The 15,618-nt window shown below is 69.9% G+C and carries 12 protein-coding genes and 1 pseudogene; 3 read left to right on the top strand and 10 right to left on the bottom strand.

The genetic code is table 11. The annotated features are described in order from the left end of the window. A pseudogene (locus ABZX37_RS16445) lies at positions 1-1,312 on the top strand (hypothetical protein); the annotation flags it as partial. A gap of 4 nt (positions 1,313-1,316) precedes the next feature. Here the strand turns inward: ABZX37_RS16445 and ilvA are convergent. Then, a complete protein-coding gene (gene ilvA / locus ABZX37_RS16450) occupies positions 1,317-2,522 on the bottom strand; it encodes a threonine ammonia-lyase (RefSeq protein ID WP_354740213.1) in 1,206 nt (401 codons plus the stop codon). A 95-nt stretch (positions 2,523-2,617) separates the two neighbouring features. Between ilvA and ABZX37_RS16455 the strand changes: the two genes are divergently transcribed. Then, positions 2,618-2,893 (top strand): hypothetical protein, encoded by a 276-nt coding sequence (locus ABZX37_RS16455; protein WP_354740215.1) that lies wholly within the window; start codon positions 2,618-2,620, stop codon positions 2,891-2,893. Positions 2,894-3,610: 717 nt separating this feature from the next. Here the strand turns inward: ABZX37_RS16455 and ABZX37_RS16460 are convergent. The 6 genes from ABZX37_RS16460 to ABZX37_RS16485 all read right to left on the bottom strand — a co-directional run bounded on the left by ABZX37_RS16460 (position 3,611) and on the right by ABZX37_RS16485 (position 10,260). Then, on the bottom strand, positions 3,611-4,768 hold the full coding sequence (locus ABZX37_RS16460) for a cystathionine gamma-synthase (protein ID WP_354740217.1): 1,158 nt from the start codon (positions 4,766-4,768) through the stop codon (positions 3,611-3,613). Positions 4,769-4,871: 103 nt separating this feature from the next. Next, positions 4,872-5,537: a hypothetical protein gene (locus tag ABZX37_RS16465; RefSeq protein WP_354740219.1), complete on the bottom strand. Its 666-nt coding sequence runs from the start codon at positions 5,535-5,537 to the stop codon at positions 4,872-4,874. An 85-nt stretch (positions 5,538-5,622) separates the two neighbouring features. Further along, positions 5,623-6,168, bottom strand: a complete 546-nt coding sequence (locus tag ABZX37_RS16470; protein WP_354740221.1) for a hypothetical protein — start codon at positions 6,166-6,168, stop codon at positions 5,623-5,625. Between the two features lie 227 nt (positions 6,169-6,395). Then, positions 6,396-7,838, bottom strand: a complete 1,443-nt coding sequence (locus ABZX37_RS16475; protein ID WP_354740223.1) for a hypothetical protein — start codon at positions 7,836-7,838, stop codon at positions 6,396-6,398. Between the two features lie 115 nt (positions 7,839-7,953). Continuing rightward, positions 7,954-9,324, bottom strand: a complete 1,371-nt coding sequence (locus tag ABZX37_RS16480; RefSeq protein WP_354740225.1) for a cystathionine beta-synthase — start codon at positions 9,322-9,324, stop codon at positions 7,954-7,956. 33 nt (positions 9,325-9,357) lie between these two features. Continuing rightward, the gene (locus ABZX37_RS16485; RefSeq protein WP_354740227.1) at positions 9,358-10,260 is read right to left on the bottom strand and encodes a pentapeptide repeat-containing protein; all 903 of its coding nucleotides are present in this window, start codon (positions 10,258-10,260) and stop codon (positions 9,358-9,360) included. A gap of 120 nt (positions 10,261-10,380) precedes the next feature. Between ABZX37_RS16485 and ABZX37_RS16490 the strand changes: the two genes are divergently transcribed. Beyond that, positions 10,381-11,601: an acetyl-CoA C-acetyltransferase gene (locus ABZX37_RS16490; protein ID WP_354740229.1), complete on the top strand. Its 1,221-nt coding sequence runs from the start codon at positions 10,381-10,383 to the stop codon at positions 11,599-11,601. 176 nt (positions 11,602-11,777) lie between these two features. Here the strand turns inward: ABZX37_RS16490 and ABZX37_RS16495 are convergent, their stop codons facing one another. The 3 genes from ABZX37_RS16495 to ABZX37_RS16505 all read right to left on the bottom strand — a co-directional run bounded on the left by ABZX37_RS16495 (position 11,778) and on the right by ABZX37_RS16505 (position 15,544). Then, positions 11,778-13,310 carry a DHA2 family efflux MFS transporter permease subunit gene (locus tag ABZX37_RS16495; RefSeq protein WP_354740231.1) on the bottom strand — a complete coding sequence of 511 codons (1,533 nt, stop codon included), beginning with the start codon at positions 13,308-13,310 and terminating at the stop codon, positions 11,778-11,780. A 185-nt stretch (positions 13,311-13,495) separates the two neighbouring features. Continuing rightward, complete coding sequence (locus tag ABZX37_RS16500; RefSeq protein WP_354740233.1) at positions 13,496-14,770, bottom strand: YeeE/YedE family protein; 1,275 nt, start codon at positions 14,768-14,770, stop codon at positions 13,496-13,498. 156 nt (positions 14,771-14,926) lie between these two features. Continuing rightward, positions 14,927-15,544: a hypothetical protein gene (locus ABZX37_RS16505; RefSeq protein ID WP_354740235.1), complete on the bottom strand. Its 618-nt coding sequence runs from the start codon at positions 15,542-15,544 to the stop codon at positions 14,927-14,929. Positions 15,545-15,618: the final 74 nt, after the last annotated feature.

A 15,618-nucleotide genomic window follows, 5' to 3' on the forward strand; every position in this document is an offset into this window, starting at 1 on the left:
CGTGGACGAGCCGAGCACGTCTCTACCGCTTCCCAGTGCCGAACGGGCCGCGGACGCTGTCCCCGGACTCTCCGTGGACGAGCCGAGCACGTCTCTACCGCTTCCCAGTGCCGAACGGGCCGCGGACGCTGTCCCCGGACTCTCCGTGGACGAGCCGAGCACGTCTCCACCGCTGCCCGGTGCAGGCCAGGCCGCGGACACTGCGCAGCCTGTTCCTGCGCTTCCCACGGACGAAGCCGTCACGCCTCCCGCGCTGCCCGGTGCGGAACAGCCTGCAGAGCCCGCGCAATCTGTTCCCGCGCTTCCCGTCGACGCGCCCAGCACGCCTGCTCCGGAGCAGGCCGTCTCCCCGTCCCTCGCGGAAACAGCCGCTGCTATCCCGGCATCCGCTGGAGACGAGGCGCAGTCCGAGCCCAGCGAAGTCGCGGCGGCCGAGATCGCTGCCGAAACTTCCGATCCGGAAGTCGTTGCCTCCCAAGGGAAACCGGCAGGCGAGCTGCGCACTCCGCGCGTCTACGACGGGTTCGACGAGGCGGGGAATCCGGTCGTCGAGCGAGAAGCGTTGTCGCCCGAGGAGCGCGAACGAGTGCTCGGCTATCTCGACAGCGCGCCGGTCATCCTGGCTTCTCGCAGCAACGACACCGACGCCTTCGATCCGTCCCGCACGGACGCTGTTCCGCTGAACTTCCGGACCGACGGCAGCTGGGTGTGGCCCGGCGCGGTCGGCTATTACCTGCGTGAGCACGGGATTTCGCCGGATCCGGAGCTGGTCGAGCACATCCGGGCGGCCGGATACACCGTGCCGGAGGTGGACGAAGCGACGCGGGACCGGATGCTGGCGGCGATGACCAGCCCGCCCGCCGAGGAGAGCCGTCCGGAACCGCAGAGTGCGCCGCGGGATCCCGACGAGCTGTTGAGCGAGATCGCGACGGCACTCGCAGCGACGGCTCCGCAGGGATGGCAGCAGATCGTGTTCGACTTCATGACGCTGGGCAGGCACGCGAACCTCGCGTGCGGCGCGCGAATGGCCGACGGCAGCACGCAGCAGGTGCCCGTCGCGCGGGAGTTGTCGAAGCCGTTGGCTCAGCTGCGGCGCAGCAAGTACGTCCAGGGCCGGGGCACGTGGTACACGCTCTCGCTGGTCATCGACGCACCGTCGAGTTACCAGGCCAGCTTCGACGAGGACGACGAACCGGCCTTCCACACGCCGCCCCGGCCCGAGGACTACGCGCTGGACCAGGAGCTGTACCCGCGCGACGAGGACTACCTCCCGCTGTGGTTCAGCCTCCGGCTGCCGGAGAGTCCACAGTAGACACTCAGTCGACGATCGTGAACCCGGCGTCGGCGAGGGCGGCTTCGACGTCCTTGCAGTGCTCCGGGCCGCGGGTTTCCAGGGCGAGGGCGACGTCGACCTCGCCGAGCGCCAGGCTGCCGGAGATGCGGGAGTGCTCGACGTCGAGGACGTTCGCGCCCAGCTCCTTCACGCACGACAGCACCGAAACCAGCGAGCCCGGACGGTCCGGCACACGCAGGTGCAGCTTCAGATAGCGGCCGCCGGCGGTCATGCCGTGCTGGATGATCTGTTGCAGCAGAACGGGATCCACGTTGCCGCCGGAGAGGATCGCCACCACCGGCGGTTCGAAGGCACCGGGGTGCTGCAGAAGCGCGGCCACGGAAGCGGCACCGGCCGGTTCCACGACCAGCTTTCGTCGTTCCAGGCACAGCAATACCGCGCGCGACAAGGATTCCTCGGTGACCGTCACGACGTCGTCGACCAGCGACTGGACGTGCGCGTAACTGATCTTGCCCGGCTCGCCGACCGCGATGCCGTCCGCCATCGTGTGCACCTCGCGCAGCCGGACCGGCGCGCCGGTCTCCAGCGAGGACGGATACGCGGCGGCGTCTTCGGCCTGGACGCCGATCACGCGGATCTCCGGATGCAGCGCCTTCACCGCCGCTCCGACGCCGCCGACCAGCCCGCCGCCGCCCGTGGGGACGAGGATCGTTTTCACGCCCGGCACCTGTTCGAGGATCTCCAGTCCGACGGTGCCCTGACCAGCGATGACGTCGGCGTGGTCGAACGGGTGGATGAAGACCGCGCCGGTGCGCTCCGAGAACGCGATGGCCTCGGCGAGGGTTTCGTCGACGACGGCACCGTGGAGGTGAACCTCCGCGCCGTAACCGCGGGTCGCGGCGAGTTTCGGCAGCGGAGCGCGCAGCGGCATGAAGACGGTCGAGGAGATGCCGAGCAGCGACGACGCCAGCGCGACCCCCTGCGCGTGGTTGCCGGCACTGGCCGCGACGACGCCGCGCGCGCGTTCCTCGGCGGTCAGGCCGTGGATGCGGGTGTAGGCGCCGCGGATCTTGAAAGAGCCGGTGCGCTGCAGGTTCTCGCACTTGAGGTACACCGGGCCGCCGTGCAGCCGGCGCAGGTCGCGGGCATGCTCCATCGGCGTGACGCGGGTGATGCCCTCGAGAAGCTTCCGAGCTTCCTGAATGCGCTCGACGCTGACCAGTTCCATGGCGCCGATGATGCCACCGACGGACGGCCGGGGTGCGCCGCCCGCCGGACCGGTACCCTGATAACGGCAGCCACACATGATCAGGGAGTGCGACCATGGCACGCGCGCAGCACGGGACCACCGCCCGGGCCGAGTCCCGAGCCCAGTCCCGCACCGGTCTGCTGCCGCTCGCCGCGGGCATTCTCTCCGCGGTGGCCCTCACCGGAGCCGCCTTCGCGACAGTCGAAGCGGCCGCCTGCACCGGCCCCGCCCAGTACATCCGGCACGACAACCACATCGAACTGGTCGGCGGCTGCGTGAACGGCACCGAACTCCCGGCTACGCCCGGGACCCGGCAGGCCAATGCGATGCGGGAGAACAGCAAGCCCTGACTCTGGCCGCGGCGCTGGTTTTGGCTCGGTGGTGCTGGGGTTAGGCGAGATGGGGAAGTTGTTCGCAGGTTTCGCCGGAGCGCCTGGGAACGGGCAAGAACTCAGCGCGGCGGGCAGCGTTTGACCGAGGGGCTGAGCCGAAGCCACGCACCAGATTCCGCGCGACGGCCGCTTCGGCCATGGCAGGCTCCACCGAAAGCTCGCCTGGGATTCGCTGAGGCTACGAATCCAACAGAACCCGGCCGCCGGGGCGATGGGCTTTGACCGGGAAGACTTCGGCTGAAGCCACGCACCGGGTTGCGCGTGACGGGCCGTTTCAACCACGGCAAGCTCCGCCGAAACCCCCACACGGGATTCGCCGGGACGGCGAATTAGCGAGATTCCGCCGCCGAAGCGCCCGGAACGAGCAAGAACTGGGTACAGCAAACGGCTTTGACCAGGCAGACTGCGGCTGAAGCCACGCACCGGGTTGCGCGTGACGGACCACTTCGGTCATGGCAAGGTCCGCCGAAGGCTCACGCGGGATTCGCCGAGACAGCGGAGGCTGCCGCGGTCGCCGCGGGACGAACGATAACTCGGGCCGTGCGAGCAGCTTTGGGCCAAGCAACCTCATCTGAAGTCGCGCGCTGGACCCCGGATTCGGCTGCCATACGACGAACCCCAACTAGGAACGGGGCACCAGAAACCAGCCCGGTGCCCCGCCCAGAGAGGAAAAGATCAGCCCAGCGCCTGCGTAAGGTCGGCCACCAGATCGCGCCCATCCTCGATGCCCACCGAAAGCCGGATCAGGTCTTCCGGGACCTCAAGGGTCGAGCCAGCCGTCGAGGCGTGCGTCATCTTCCCGGGGTGCTCGATCAGGCTTTCGATCCCGCCGAGCGACTCCGCCAGCACGAACAGCTTCGTGCGGGACGCGACTTCCAGTGCGGCTTCCTCGCCGCCTGCCACGCGGAAGGACACCATTCCGCCGAAGCGGCGCATTTGCTTCGCCGCTGCTTCGTGGCCGGGGTGTTCCGGGAGGCCGGGGTAATAGACCTTGGTGACCTTCGGGTGCTTCGCCAACGTGCGGGCGACCAAGTCCGCGTTGTCGCTGTGCCGTTCCATCCGCAGGGCCAGCGTCTTGAGACCGCGCAGCGTCAACCAGGCGTCGAACGGGCCGGGGACGGCACCGGCGGCGTTGCGCAGGTAGAAGAGCTGCTCGCGCAGTTCGTCCTCATTGGTGACGACCGCACCGCCGACGACGTCTGAGTGGCCGCCCAGGTATTTGGTGGTCGAGTGCACCACGATGTCCGCGCCGAGGGCCAGCGGGGTTTGCAGGTACGGCGTCGCGAAGGTGTTGTCCACGACCAGCCTCGCACCCGCGTCGTGGGCGGCACCCGCGAGCGCGGCGATGTCGGCGATGCCCAGCAGCGGGTTGGTCGGCGACTCGCACCAGATCAGCTTGGTTTCCGGGCGCATCGCGGCCCGTACGTCGTCAATGCGGCTCAGGTCGGCGACCGTGTGCTCGACGCCCCACAGGCTGAGCACCTTGTCGATCAGCCGGAACGTGCCGCCGTACGCGTCGTTGCCCAGGACCAGGTGGTCACCGGGGCGCAGGACTGTGCGCAGCACCGCGTCGGACGCTGCCATGCCGGACGCGAACGCCAGCGTGTGCCGGGCCCCTTCGAGCGAGGCGAGGGCTTCCTCCAGCGCGGTCCGCGTGGGGTTCGCGGTGCGCGAGTACTCGTAGCCGCCGTCGCGGGTGCCGCCTACGCCGTCCTGCGCGTACGTGGACGTTTGGTAAATCGGCACGATGACGGCACCCGTGCGGGGATCGGGCTGCTGCCCGGCGTGGATCGCGCGTGTTTCAAAACCCAGGACGGAGTAGTCGTCGGCCATGGTTCCCAGGGTACGGGGCACCCCCGACAATCCCATCAGCTGGGAGGCAACTCACCATGCGGGAGAGGCTGCCGGTACAAAATCGCACCGGCAGCCCCGCGGGTCACCAGCCCTGCTGCTGCGGCGGCGGGTACGCGCCCTGCTGCGCGGGTGCGCCCGGACGGTAGTTGACCCAATCGGCGGTCGGCTTCACGATCGCCAGCACCAGGGTCGCGATCGGCGGGATCAGCCCGACCAGCGTAAAGCCGACGCCCCGCCCGAACAGCCGCGCGCTGTCTTCGTATCCCGCGGCCGCGGCTCCGGCGAGGACGACGCTCAGGACGTTGAACGCGATCACCAATCCGCAACCGACGATCGTGCACAGCCGAGCGGCGGGCTTGTGCAGGAACAACCCGATGCCGCCGAAGAACAGCAGGCCGACCAGCAGCACGTTCACGACGAGCGACAAGTAGAGCTGCCAGACCGTGATGTGCAGCGTCGACAGCGCGATGACCAGGCCGACAACCGCGATGATCGCGAAAACGCCGCCGAGGATCGCGAGGATCCCCGCGATGATCGCGGTCGCGCCGTTCGGCTTCTGCTGGTACACGCCAGGCCCGCCGGGGTAGGCCGGGTACGGCTGGCCCGCGGCAGGCGGAGCGAACGGCTGCTGCGGCGCGCCCGGGTACGGCTGGGCCGGCGTCGGCTGGCTCGCCGGGTACGGCTGCCCGGGGAACGGGCCGCTCTGCGGCTGCTGGGGCTGGCCCTGCGGGTTCTGGGGGTAGGTCACGGGGAGTCCTCGGTATATCTGTTCCCGCCGGGCGGCGGGTGGAATGCCTGTATGGTGCCAGGCCCGTCCCGTTTTCGGGGCGGAATTACCACTGTCGCGAGGGTGACGAAGCAGGCACCGCGGGTACGCGATAACGCAGGTAGCCGAAGGTCCGCGGCAACCCCGCCAGCACGAGCACCAGCAGCACCGCGGCCGTCAGCGCGACGCGGTCGAGCGCGGCGAAACTTTCGAAGCGCAGCAGCGTCCGGAAGTATTCGACGTACGCCGGGGAACCGCCGAGCGCGGGCTCCAGCAGAAGCGCGCCGAGTGCGAGCAGCGCGCCCGCGATAAGCAGTACCGCGCCTGCCGTCGCACGGAAAAAGGTCGCGATGGCACCGATCAGCAACAACAGCGAAGCGCCTAGGTACGCGGCGAGATCGGCGAGCGTCAACGGCGAGAGGTCGCCGAGGCTGAACCCGGACGGAATGTCGAGGAACAGCCTTGCCGGAAGATAGCCGGACGTCACGGCGGCGATCAGCCCGAACAGTCCGGCGGCGATCGCGGTGCTCCCGTTCGGCCGGTACGGCACCGGATCCGCCACGGGGGATTCCCGTTCCCGCTGCCGTGCCGGAAGTCCGTGCAGGCCGCTCACGGGAGGTCCCCCTCGGGCTGGGAAGGCGATTCGGACGGCGCTCACCCTAGCCCGGAAATGCGCGGTTGGGGACCGGCACGAGCGCATGGGCGCCGCAATTCCCCCGGCTGCCGGAACGACTGGGAAAAGGCCACCACCTTTCCCGGAATCCCGCGAAAAACGGACCGGAAACGACGAAGGGCGCCGCCGTCGTGAGACGGAGGCGCCCTTCGCGGAAATTCAGCGGCTCACCACTGCTGCGGCGGCTGCTGGCCCGGCTGGCCGTAACCGGGGGGAGGCTGCTGCCCGCCCGGCGGCGGGTACTGGCCCGGCTGGCCGAAACCGCCCGGCTGCTGCGGCGGCTGGCCGTAACCCGGCTGCTGGCCCGGCTGGCCGTAGCCAGGAGGCGGCTGCTGCCCGAAGCCCGGCTGCGGGTTCGCGCCGCTGCCCGGGTTCGGCCCGCCCGGCTGCGGGAAGCCCCCGCTGCCCGGGTTGGGTCCGCCCGGGGGCGGGAAGCCGCCCGGCTGCGGCTGGCCGAAGCCCGGCTGTCCGCCGCCGAAGCCGCCCGGCTGCTGCGGTCCGCCGGGGCCCGCCGGTCCGCCGGGGCCGCCCGAGGACGAGCCGAGGCCGACGTACTGCGAGGTCGCCGGGATGATCGCGACCACGCCGACGATCAGGATGATGATGCCGAGGATCAGCGTCAGCATGCCGCCGCCGCTCGTCGCGCTGGAACCCGCGCCGCCGTACTTGTCGGCGAAGGAGCTGCTGACCGACGTCCCGGACTTCGCCAGGATCGAGAACAGCAGCAACAGCACGCCGCCGACCAGCACCGCGATCGGAGCGAGCTTGCGCATCACGGCCGCCCGCGAGGCCATCGCCAGCGCGACGCCGCCCGCGAGCGCGACCACCGCGCCGACCAGGATCATGATCACGTACAGCCAGAGCGTGCCCGGCGAAGCGAGACCGGCCTCGTCGAACAGCTTCTGGTACCGGCTCGAGCTGTCGTACAGCTTCGAGTAGTCGCTGGTGTCGCTCATGTAGCTGAACGAGACGATCAGCGCGATCAGGCCGAGCACCGCGACGACGCCGCCGGCGATGTAGCCGTACAGCGCGTTGCCGCCGCCGCTCGCGGGCGCGGCGGGCGCGCCGAACGGAGCGGGCTGGCCGAAGCCCGGCTGACCCGGCTGCCCGGGCTGGCCGAACGCGCCCTGCGGCGGAGCGCCGAAGCCGCCCTGGTCGTACCCGCCCGGCTGGCCGAAGCCCTGCGGCGGCTGACCCGGCTGCCCGGGCTGACCCGGCTGGCCGAAGCCCTGCGGGGCGCCGAACCCGGCGACCGCGGCCGGGTTGTCCGCGGCGCTCGGCGGCGGGGCGTACGGGATGTTCTGCGGCTGCTGGCTCGGCGGGACGAGCTGCGTCGACTCGGCGTTGCCCTCGGCGCTCACGGGGTTGACCACCTGGGTGGCGTTCGCGTCGGCCGGCTGTCCCGGCTGCACGACCTGCGTCGGTTCCGGGGTGTCGCCGAACGCGCCGCCGCCGTGGGAAGGCTGCGGCGGCTGGCCCGGCTGGACCACCTGGGTCGGCTCCGACGCGCCGAAGGGACTGTCCTGCTGCGGTGTAGGACCACTCGACGGGCCCTGCGGCGGCTGCTGTCCGCCGTCCCAGGGCTGGTTCGGTGGCTGCGGAGCACTCATGTGGGTCTTGAACCCCCTTGACGAGGACGCGAAAAAGTTCTATTCGGCCGTAACGCTATCGGATGCCCGGCCGGGACGCGCGAAGACGCCCCGACCGGCAGCCGTGAGGTTAGCCCTATCGGCCCGCGAGGAACGCGAGCAAATCGTGCCTGGTGACGACGCCCGCCGGCTTGCCGTCGATCAGCACCAGCGCGCCGTCGGCCCCTTCGAGCGCCTTCATCGCGGCGCTCACCTGCTCGCCGGCCCCGATCGTCGGCAGCGGCGGCGACATGTGCGTCTCCAGCCGGTCGGCGAGCTGGGCCTTGCCGGTGAACAGCGCGTCGAGCAGGTCGCGCTCGTTGACCGCGCCGACCACCTCGGCGGCCATGACCGGCGGTTCGGCGCTGACCACGGGCATCTGGCTCACGCCGAATTCCGACAGGATGGCCACCGCCTCGGCGACCGTCTCGTTCGGGTGCGAGTGCACGAGGCTGGGCAGCGCGCCGGACTTGCGGGTCAGCACGTCGCCGACGGTCGCGCCGGAGGAGTCCGGCGGAAGGAAGCCGTAGGACGACATCCAGGCGTCGTTGAAGACCTTGGTGAGGTAGCCGCGGCCGCCGTCGGGCAGCAGCACGACCACGACGTCGTCCTCGGTCAGTCCCTCGGCCAGCTTCAGCGCGGCGGCTACCGCCATCCCGCACGAGCCGCCGACCAGCAGGCCTTCCTCGGTCGCGAGCCGGCGCGTGGTCTCGAACGAATGCGCGTCGCTGATCGGGATGATCCGGTCCGCGACGTTCCGGTCGTAGGTCTCCGGCCAGAAGTCCTCGCCGACGCCTTCGACCAGGTACGGCCGCCCGCTGCCGCCGGAGTACACCGAGCCCTCGGGATCAGCCCCGACGACCTGGACGCGGCCGTCGCTGACCTCCTTCAGGAACTTGCCGGTGCCGGAGATCGTGCCGCCGGTGCCGACGCCCGCGACGAAGTGCGTGATCTTGCCGTCGGTCTGCTTCCAGATCTCCGGGCCGGTGGAGTGGTAGTGGCTGGCCGGGTTCTCCGGGTTGGCGTACTGATTGGGCTTCCACGCGCCCTCGATCTCGCGGACGAGCCGGTCGGACACGTTGTAATAGGAGTCGGGGTGCTCGGGCGCGACCGCGGTGGGGCACACGACGACGCGGGCGCCGTACGCGCGCAGCACGTTGCGCTTGTCCTCGCTCACCTTGTCCGGGCAGACGAACACGCACTGGTAGCCCTTGCGCTGGGCGACCATGGCGAGCCCGACCCCGGTGTTGCCCGAGGTGGGCTCCACGATCGTGCCGCCGGGGCGCAGCTCTCCGGAGGCCTCGGCGGCCTCGATCATCCGCAGCGCGATCCGGTCCTTCACGCTGCCGCCCGGGTTGACGTACTCGACCTTGGCGAGCACGAGCGGCTTGAGCCCCTTGGCCAGCGAGTTCAGCTTGACCAGCGGGGTGTTGCCGACGAGGTCCACGATGTGTTCTGCGTACTCCACGCGACCAGCCTAAACAGACGGGTGCCGGACCGGCTAGCGCGGGACCAGGCGGAGCCAGCCGTCGTCGCCGGGTTCCTCCGCCCATCCGGCGGGCCAGCCGCGGCGGTATCCGGGCTTCGCGAGGGCTCCGGCGAGCCGGACTCGCGCGTCCTCCGCGAATTCCGCGTGCTGTTCGAACTTCGCGCCGCGGAATGCGTCGCGTTCGCCGCCGATGACTACGCCGCGAAAGTCCGCGCGTTTCTCGAACGTCGCATCGGTGAAATCCGCTTTGGTGCGGAATTCGGTGTAACAAAACTTCGATTCTTCGGTGAACGTGGTTTCGTGGCAGACGATGGAACGGATCCGGCAGTAGGTCAGCGTCAGCTCGACGAGCCGCGCGCCGGAGAAGTCGAGGTCGATGTCCGGCCAGTACGACCCGGCCGGCTCCTCGCCGCCGCCCGGGCGCAGGTGCAGCATCAGGATCCGCTGCGCGGCCTTGCGCACCTGCACCTCTTCGGCCGTGCCGTCCAACGGCATTCGCAGGTACGCGCAGACGACGTTGACGATGGTCTGCCGCTGGTCCGCGTGGTCCTGGGCGAGTCGTTCGAGCGCGTACAACCCGGCCAGCCGGACCGGGGCCTTGTCGCTGCCGAGCTGGTCGGCGGCCTTGCCGTACATGTCGGTGATCCGGCGCTGGGTGGCGTCGTGGTCCTTCTGTTCCAGATCCAGTTCCGCGGACCGCTGCCGCCGCGCGGCGAGCAGGAGCGCGGCCGCGCCGCCGGTCCCGACGACGATGCTCGAGGCCGTGCGCAACGCGTCGAGCCGCGACGAATCCGCCGGGGTGCCGCCGCCGAGCAGCCACAGCAGCAACGCCGCCGCGACCGCCGCGAGCAGCACGATGCCGGTCCCCCACCACGCGATCGTGCGCGTGGACAACACCCGGTTGCGCTCTGTCACGACGGAAATCCTCCCACGGGCGCAGGGTGGTGCATGTCGCCTTCGGCTTTCGGACGGACGCCGGAGGCGGCAAGATGGTGAGCAACCGCTTAGTGCCGCCGACCCGAGGATGTGTCTGTCATGCCCGAAGCCGTCATCGTCTCCACCGCCCGCTCCCCGATCGGCCGCGCGGGGAAGGGCTCGCTGGTCGGGATGCGCCCCGACGACCTCGCCGTGCAGATGGTGCGCGCGGCGCTGGACAAGGTGCCTCAGCTGGACCCGGCCGACATCGACGACCTGATGCTCGGCTGCGGCCTTCCCGGCGGCGAGTCCGGCTTCAACATGGGCCGCGCGGTGGCCGTCGAGCTCGGCTACGACCACCTGCCCGGCTGCACGATCACCCGGTACTGCTCCTCCAGCTTGCAGACCACCCGGATGGCGCTGCACGCGATCAAGGCGGGCGAGGGCGACGTCTTCATCTCCGCGGGCGTCGAGGCCGTGTCGCGGTTCGCCAACGGCAGCTCCGACTCCTGGCCGGACACGCACAACCCGCTGTTCGCCGACGCTGAGGCGCGCACCAAGGCGACCGCCGAGTCCGGTGCGGACAGCTGGCAGGACCCGCGCGAGAACGGGCAGCTCCCGGACGTCTACATCGCGATGGGCCAGACCGCGGAGAACCTGGCGCGGCTCAAGGGCGTCACCCGCGAGGAGATGGACGAGTTCGGCGTCCGGTCGCAGAACCTCGCCGAGAAGGCCATCGCGGACGGCTTCTGGGCCAAGGACATCACGCCGGTCACACTGCCCGACGGCACGGTCGTGTCGAAGGACGACGGCCCGCGCGCGGGCGTCACGATCGAAGGCGTGTCCGGGCTGAAGCCGGTCTTCCGCCCCGACGGCCGGATCACCGCCGGCAACTGCTGCCCGCTCAACGACGGCGCGGCGGCTGTCGTGATCATGTCCGACACGAAGGCGCGCGAGCTTGGCCTGACGCCGCTGGCGCGCGTCGTGTCCACCGGCGTCACCGGGCTGTCGCCGGAGATCATGGGCTACGGCCCGGTCGAGGCGTCGAAGCAGGCACTGTCCCGCGCCGGACTGTCCATTTCGGACATCGATCTCGTCGAGATCAACGAGGCGTTCGCCGCGCAGGTCATCCCGTCCTACCGCGACCTCGGCATCGACCTCGACCGGCTGAACGTCAACGGCGGCGCGATCGCGGTCGGGCACCCGTTCGGCATGACCGGCGCGCGGATCACCTCGACGCTGATCAACTCCCTGCAGCACCACGACAAGCAGTTCGGCCTCGAGACGATGTGCGTCGGCGGCGGACAGGGCATGGCGATGGTTCTGGAGCGGCTTTCCTGAATCCCCGGCCCGGCCCGGCCTGGCTCAGCTCCCGGGAAAGTCCGTGAGGGGAACCCTGAAGGACTCTGATTCCCTCAGGGTTCCCCTCACGGACCTCGGGGGCGCAATTCCGCCTGAGCAATGAGAAAGGGCCGCCCGCGAGCGCAACGCGGACGGCCCTTTCCTCAGGTGAAGCGTCAGTGCATCAGCACCGGCGGGGCGACCTCGCCGGATTCCGGCTCCGTCGGCACGACGCGCTTCTTCGGCAGGAAGAACGCGGGCACCAGGCACAGCGCCAGCAGGATCGTGCCCCACAGGAACGTCGTCGCGAACGACTCGCCCGCGAGGCCGGCCGCGGCGTCGTGGGTGGCCGGGTTCATCGTCGCCGCGGTGGCGACGAGTTGGCCCTGGCTCGTCGGGACGCCGAACTTCCCGGCGAGCAGCGCCGCCAGGATGATCGACATCACCGCGGACCCGATCGCGCCCGCGGTCTGCTGCAGGATGTTCGTCGCGGTCGAGGCCTTCGCCATGTCCTTGGACTGCAACGTCTGCAGCGCGGCCGAGGTGATCGGCATCATCGTGCAGCCGAGGCCGAGCCCGACGACGAACAGCGCGGCGAGCAGCAGCGGGTACGACGTGGTCGCGGTGACCTGGGTGAACGCCACCATGCCGACGACGATCAGCACCAGGCCGGGCACCACGATCTTGCGCGGCGCGATCTTGTCCGCCAGCCGTCCGGCGACCGGCATCGACACCACCGCGCCGAGGCTCTGCGGCACCAGCAGCAGACCGGCGTGCAGCGCGGTTTCGCCGCGCACCAGCACGAAATACGTGGGCAGCAACAGCATCGCGCCGAAGAATCCGATGCAGAACACGGCCATCGTGATCATCGCGACCGAGAACGACCGGTTGCGGAACAGCTTCAGGTCGATCAGCGGATGCTCCACCGTCCGGGCGCGGAGAACGAACGCGACCAGCAGCACGAGCCCCGCCAGCGCGGGCAGCCACACCTCGAGCGCGGTGACGGTACCGGTCGACGGGATCCGCGAGACCCCGAAGATCAGCGCCGCCAGGCCAGGCGACACCATCAGCATGCCGAGGAAGTCGAAGCGGCCGGACGGTTCCGGGTCGTCCTTCGGCAGCAGCTTCAGCGCGAGCACGAAGGCGATCAGGCCGATCGGGACGTTGATGTAGAAGATCCAGCGCCAGCTCACCGAGTCGACCAGCCAGCCGCCGAGGATCGGGCCGCACATCGGGCCGAGCAGCATCGGCACGCCGAGTACCGACATCACCCGGCCGATCCGCTGCGGGCCCGCGGTGCGGGTCAGGATCGTCATGCCCGCGGGCATCAGCATGCCGCCGCCGAGGCCCTGCACGACGCGGAACGCGATCAGCGATTCGACGTTCCAGGCGAGCCCGGCCAGCATCGAGCCGACCAGGAAGGTGCCGATCGCCAGCAGGTACAGCCGTTTGGTGCCGAACCGGTCGGACGCCCATCCGGTGACCGGGATGACCGTCGCCAGCGCCAGCATGTAGCCGGTCGCGACCCACTGGATGGTGTCGAAGGACGTGGTGAACTGAATGGTGAGTTTCTGAAGCGCGACGTTGACCACGGTGGTGTCGAGGATCGCCATGATGGCGCCGAGCACCACCACGGAAGCGACCTTCAGCACTCCCCGGTCGAGTTTGTCACCGGCATCCGGCGCGGCCGGAGTCGCTGGTGCGGACATGCGGAACCCCATCTGTTAGTGGTGAAGCGCAAGCCCGCGACGCGACAATACGACGGCGGTTCCCCCTTGCGCGCGCTCCAGACTAGCCGAACGGCAAGCGGCTCCACAGCCTTTTTCGCTGGCGGAAGAGATACGTGGGGACTTTTCGCGCAGTCACGATGACCTGCGAAAAGCCCCCACGGGGTTCAGCAGATACTGTCCGTGCGCACCGGGTTGCCCAAACCGAACAACGGCCGCAGTTTCAGCCCGATCCAGGTGCCGAAAAGCGCGAACACGCCCCATAGCCAGCCGTGCAGGCTGCCGACGGAAATGCCGCCGAGGTACGCGCCGATGTTGCAGCCGTTCGCCAGCCGCGCGCCGACGCCCATCAGGATCCCGCCGAGAATCGCGGCGACGGCGGTGCGCCACGGGATCGAGCTGTGGATCTTCCACGCGCCCGCGGCCGCCGCGGCGACGAACGCGCCGATCATGATGCCGATGTCGGTGAGGCTCGTCTTGTCCTGCCAGATCGGCTTGGACAGCGACGTCGCGTTCGCCTTCAGCTGCCAGAACTCCCATTGCTCCGGGTGCAGCCCGAACACCTGGAGAATTTTCGCGCCCCACAGGCTGAACGCGCTCGTAACGCCCCAGATCCCGCCGGAAACCAGGTACACCGCGCCGGCCAGCACGCCGAGCACGACGGCACCGGCGAGGATCGGCCAGGAGCCGCGGAAGATCCGGGCGAACCCGCGCGCGGTCGGCACGGTGTCGACCGGCGGCGGCACGCGGCGCTTCTGCACGAGCCGGGTCGCGAAGACGATCGCGACGAGCACCGCGATCGTGATCGCCCACGAGCCGAACCAGCCGACGTGGTCCGACAGCAGGAATCCGGAAACCTGCGGCCAGCCGGTGAAAAGCGGGTAGCCCCACGTGTAGAGGACCGATCCGGTGATGAAACCGCCGAGGGTCAGCACGATCGTCGACTGGCCCGCCCCGACCGCGAACAGCGTCCCGGACGCGCACGCGCCGCCGAGTTGCATGCCGATCGCGAACAGCGTGGCCCCGACGAACAGCGCGAGCCCGATCGGCCCGACGTTCGCCACCGGCACCGGCTTGCTGCCGAAGAGCCCCGCGCCGGTGCCGCAGATGAGGGCGACGAGCGTCGCGGCCGTGCCGAGCAGGAGGGTGTGCGCGCGAAGGCCCTGTCCGTTGCCGACGGCGATCAGCTGCCGCCAGGCGGACGTGAACCCGAAGCGGGAGTGGAAAAGGGCGAGGCCGAGCAGCAGCCCGAGCACGAGCAGGACCCCGAATTTCGCACCGTGCGCGGCCCAGACGTAGGCGGTCAGCCCGACCGCGAGCACCGCGGCGGCGGCGAGCGGGACGATCTTGACCGGCTCCTCCGGTTTCGGTGCCGGAGCCTCGCAGGAGGTCGGGAAATCGAGCAGTTTTCGCTCGTCGACAGGGGAATCGGTGGTCGCCACCACGTCTCCTGGGGGTGTCGGGGATGAACGGGTCCCGCCCGGCGGCGGGCGGCGATCCACGTTAGGTCCCGGTGAGCCCTGGACGCAGCCTGTCCCACGGAGTGCGACGAACGGCCGAAACCGGGCGTCCGGACGGCCCCTTTGTACCGCCCCGGCTCAGCTCTTGATGCAGATGGCTTCCTCGGGGTCGGAGTACCAGCGGGCGCTGGTCGAACCACTGCCCTCGCACGCCGAACGGTCCTTCGCGCCGGGTACCAGCTTGACGATTTCCGCGTTCTTCTGCGGATCGGTGCACGGCACCTTCTGGTAGGTCGTCGTGGCGGTCTGGAGCCCGGAGAGGCAATCCCCCTGCTGCACATTGGGAACGAGGCAGAGCACGCGGCGGTTCTTGCCGCCGGTGGTGTAGCGGTAGTAGTCGCCGTGCGGGCAGGTTCCGCTCCGGCTGGCGCGGACGACGGCGACCTTGACGTTCGCTCCGGGGTCGGCGCAGTCGACGGTTTTCGTCGTCGTGGTCGAGCCGGACTTCTCGATGTGCATGCAGTCGCTGGCGTGGGTGTTGCTGGTCGAGTTGCCGAACGCGAAGAACCCGATGGCGACCCCAGCCGCCACGACCACCACCGCGACGGCGACGAGCACCACGGTCCTGGTCGGGAAGTTTCGCTTCGGGCTCTGCCGCGGCGGCATCCCGCCCGGACCGTAGTGCTGCTGGAACGGCGACGGCCCGTTCTGGCCGTAGCCCGGCTGCGGTCCGTGCCCGTGCGGCGGGACGCTCACGTGATACCTCGCAAACCCGAAAGAAACATTCCGACCGGGCACATCCAACACGACGGTCGCGGGGGCTCGCAGAG

This window comes from Amycolatopsis sp. NPDC004079, from assembly GCF_040610415.1.
GTDB lineage: Bacteria > Actinomycetota > Actinomycetes > Mycobacteriales > Pseudonocardiaceae > Amycolatopsis > Amycolatopsis halotolerans.

Bases quoted from the DNA above. Each gene is read 5' to 3' on its own strand.
- ilvA (WP_354740213.1), bottom strand. From the start codon at position 2,522: ATGGAACTGGTCAGCGTCGAGCGCATTCAGGAAGCTCGGAAGCTTCTC.
- ABZX37_RS16455 (WP_354740215.1), top strand. From the start codon at position 2,618: ATGGCACGCGCGCAGCACGGGACCACCGCCCGGGCCGAGTCCCGAGCC.
- ABZX37_RS16460 (WP_354740217.1), bottom strand. From the start codon at position 4,768: ATGGCCGACGACTACTCCGTCCTGGGTTTTGAAACACGCGCGATCCAC.
- ABZX37_RS16475 (WP_354740223.1), bottom strand. From the start codon at position 7,838: ATGAGTGCTCCGCAGCCACCGAACCAGCCCTGGGACGGCGGACAGCAG.
- ABZX37_RS16490 (WP_354740229.1), top strand. From the start codon at position 10,381: ATGCCCGAAGCCGTCATCGTCTCCACCGCCCGCTCCCCGATCGGCCGC.
- ABZX37_RS16495 (WP_354740231.1), bottom strand. From the start codon at position 13,310: ATGTCCGCACCAGCGACTCCGGCCGCGCCGGATGCCGGTGACAAACTC.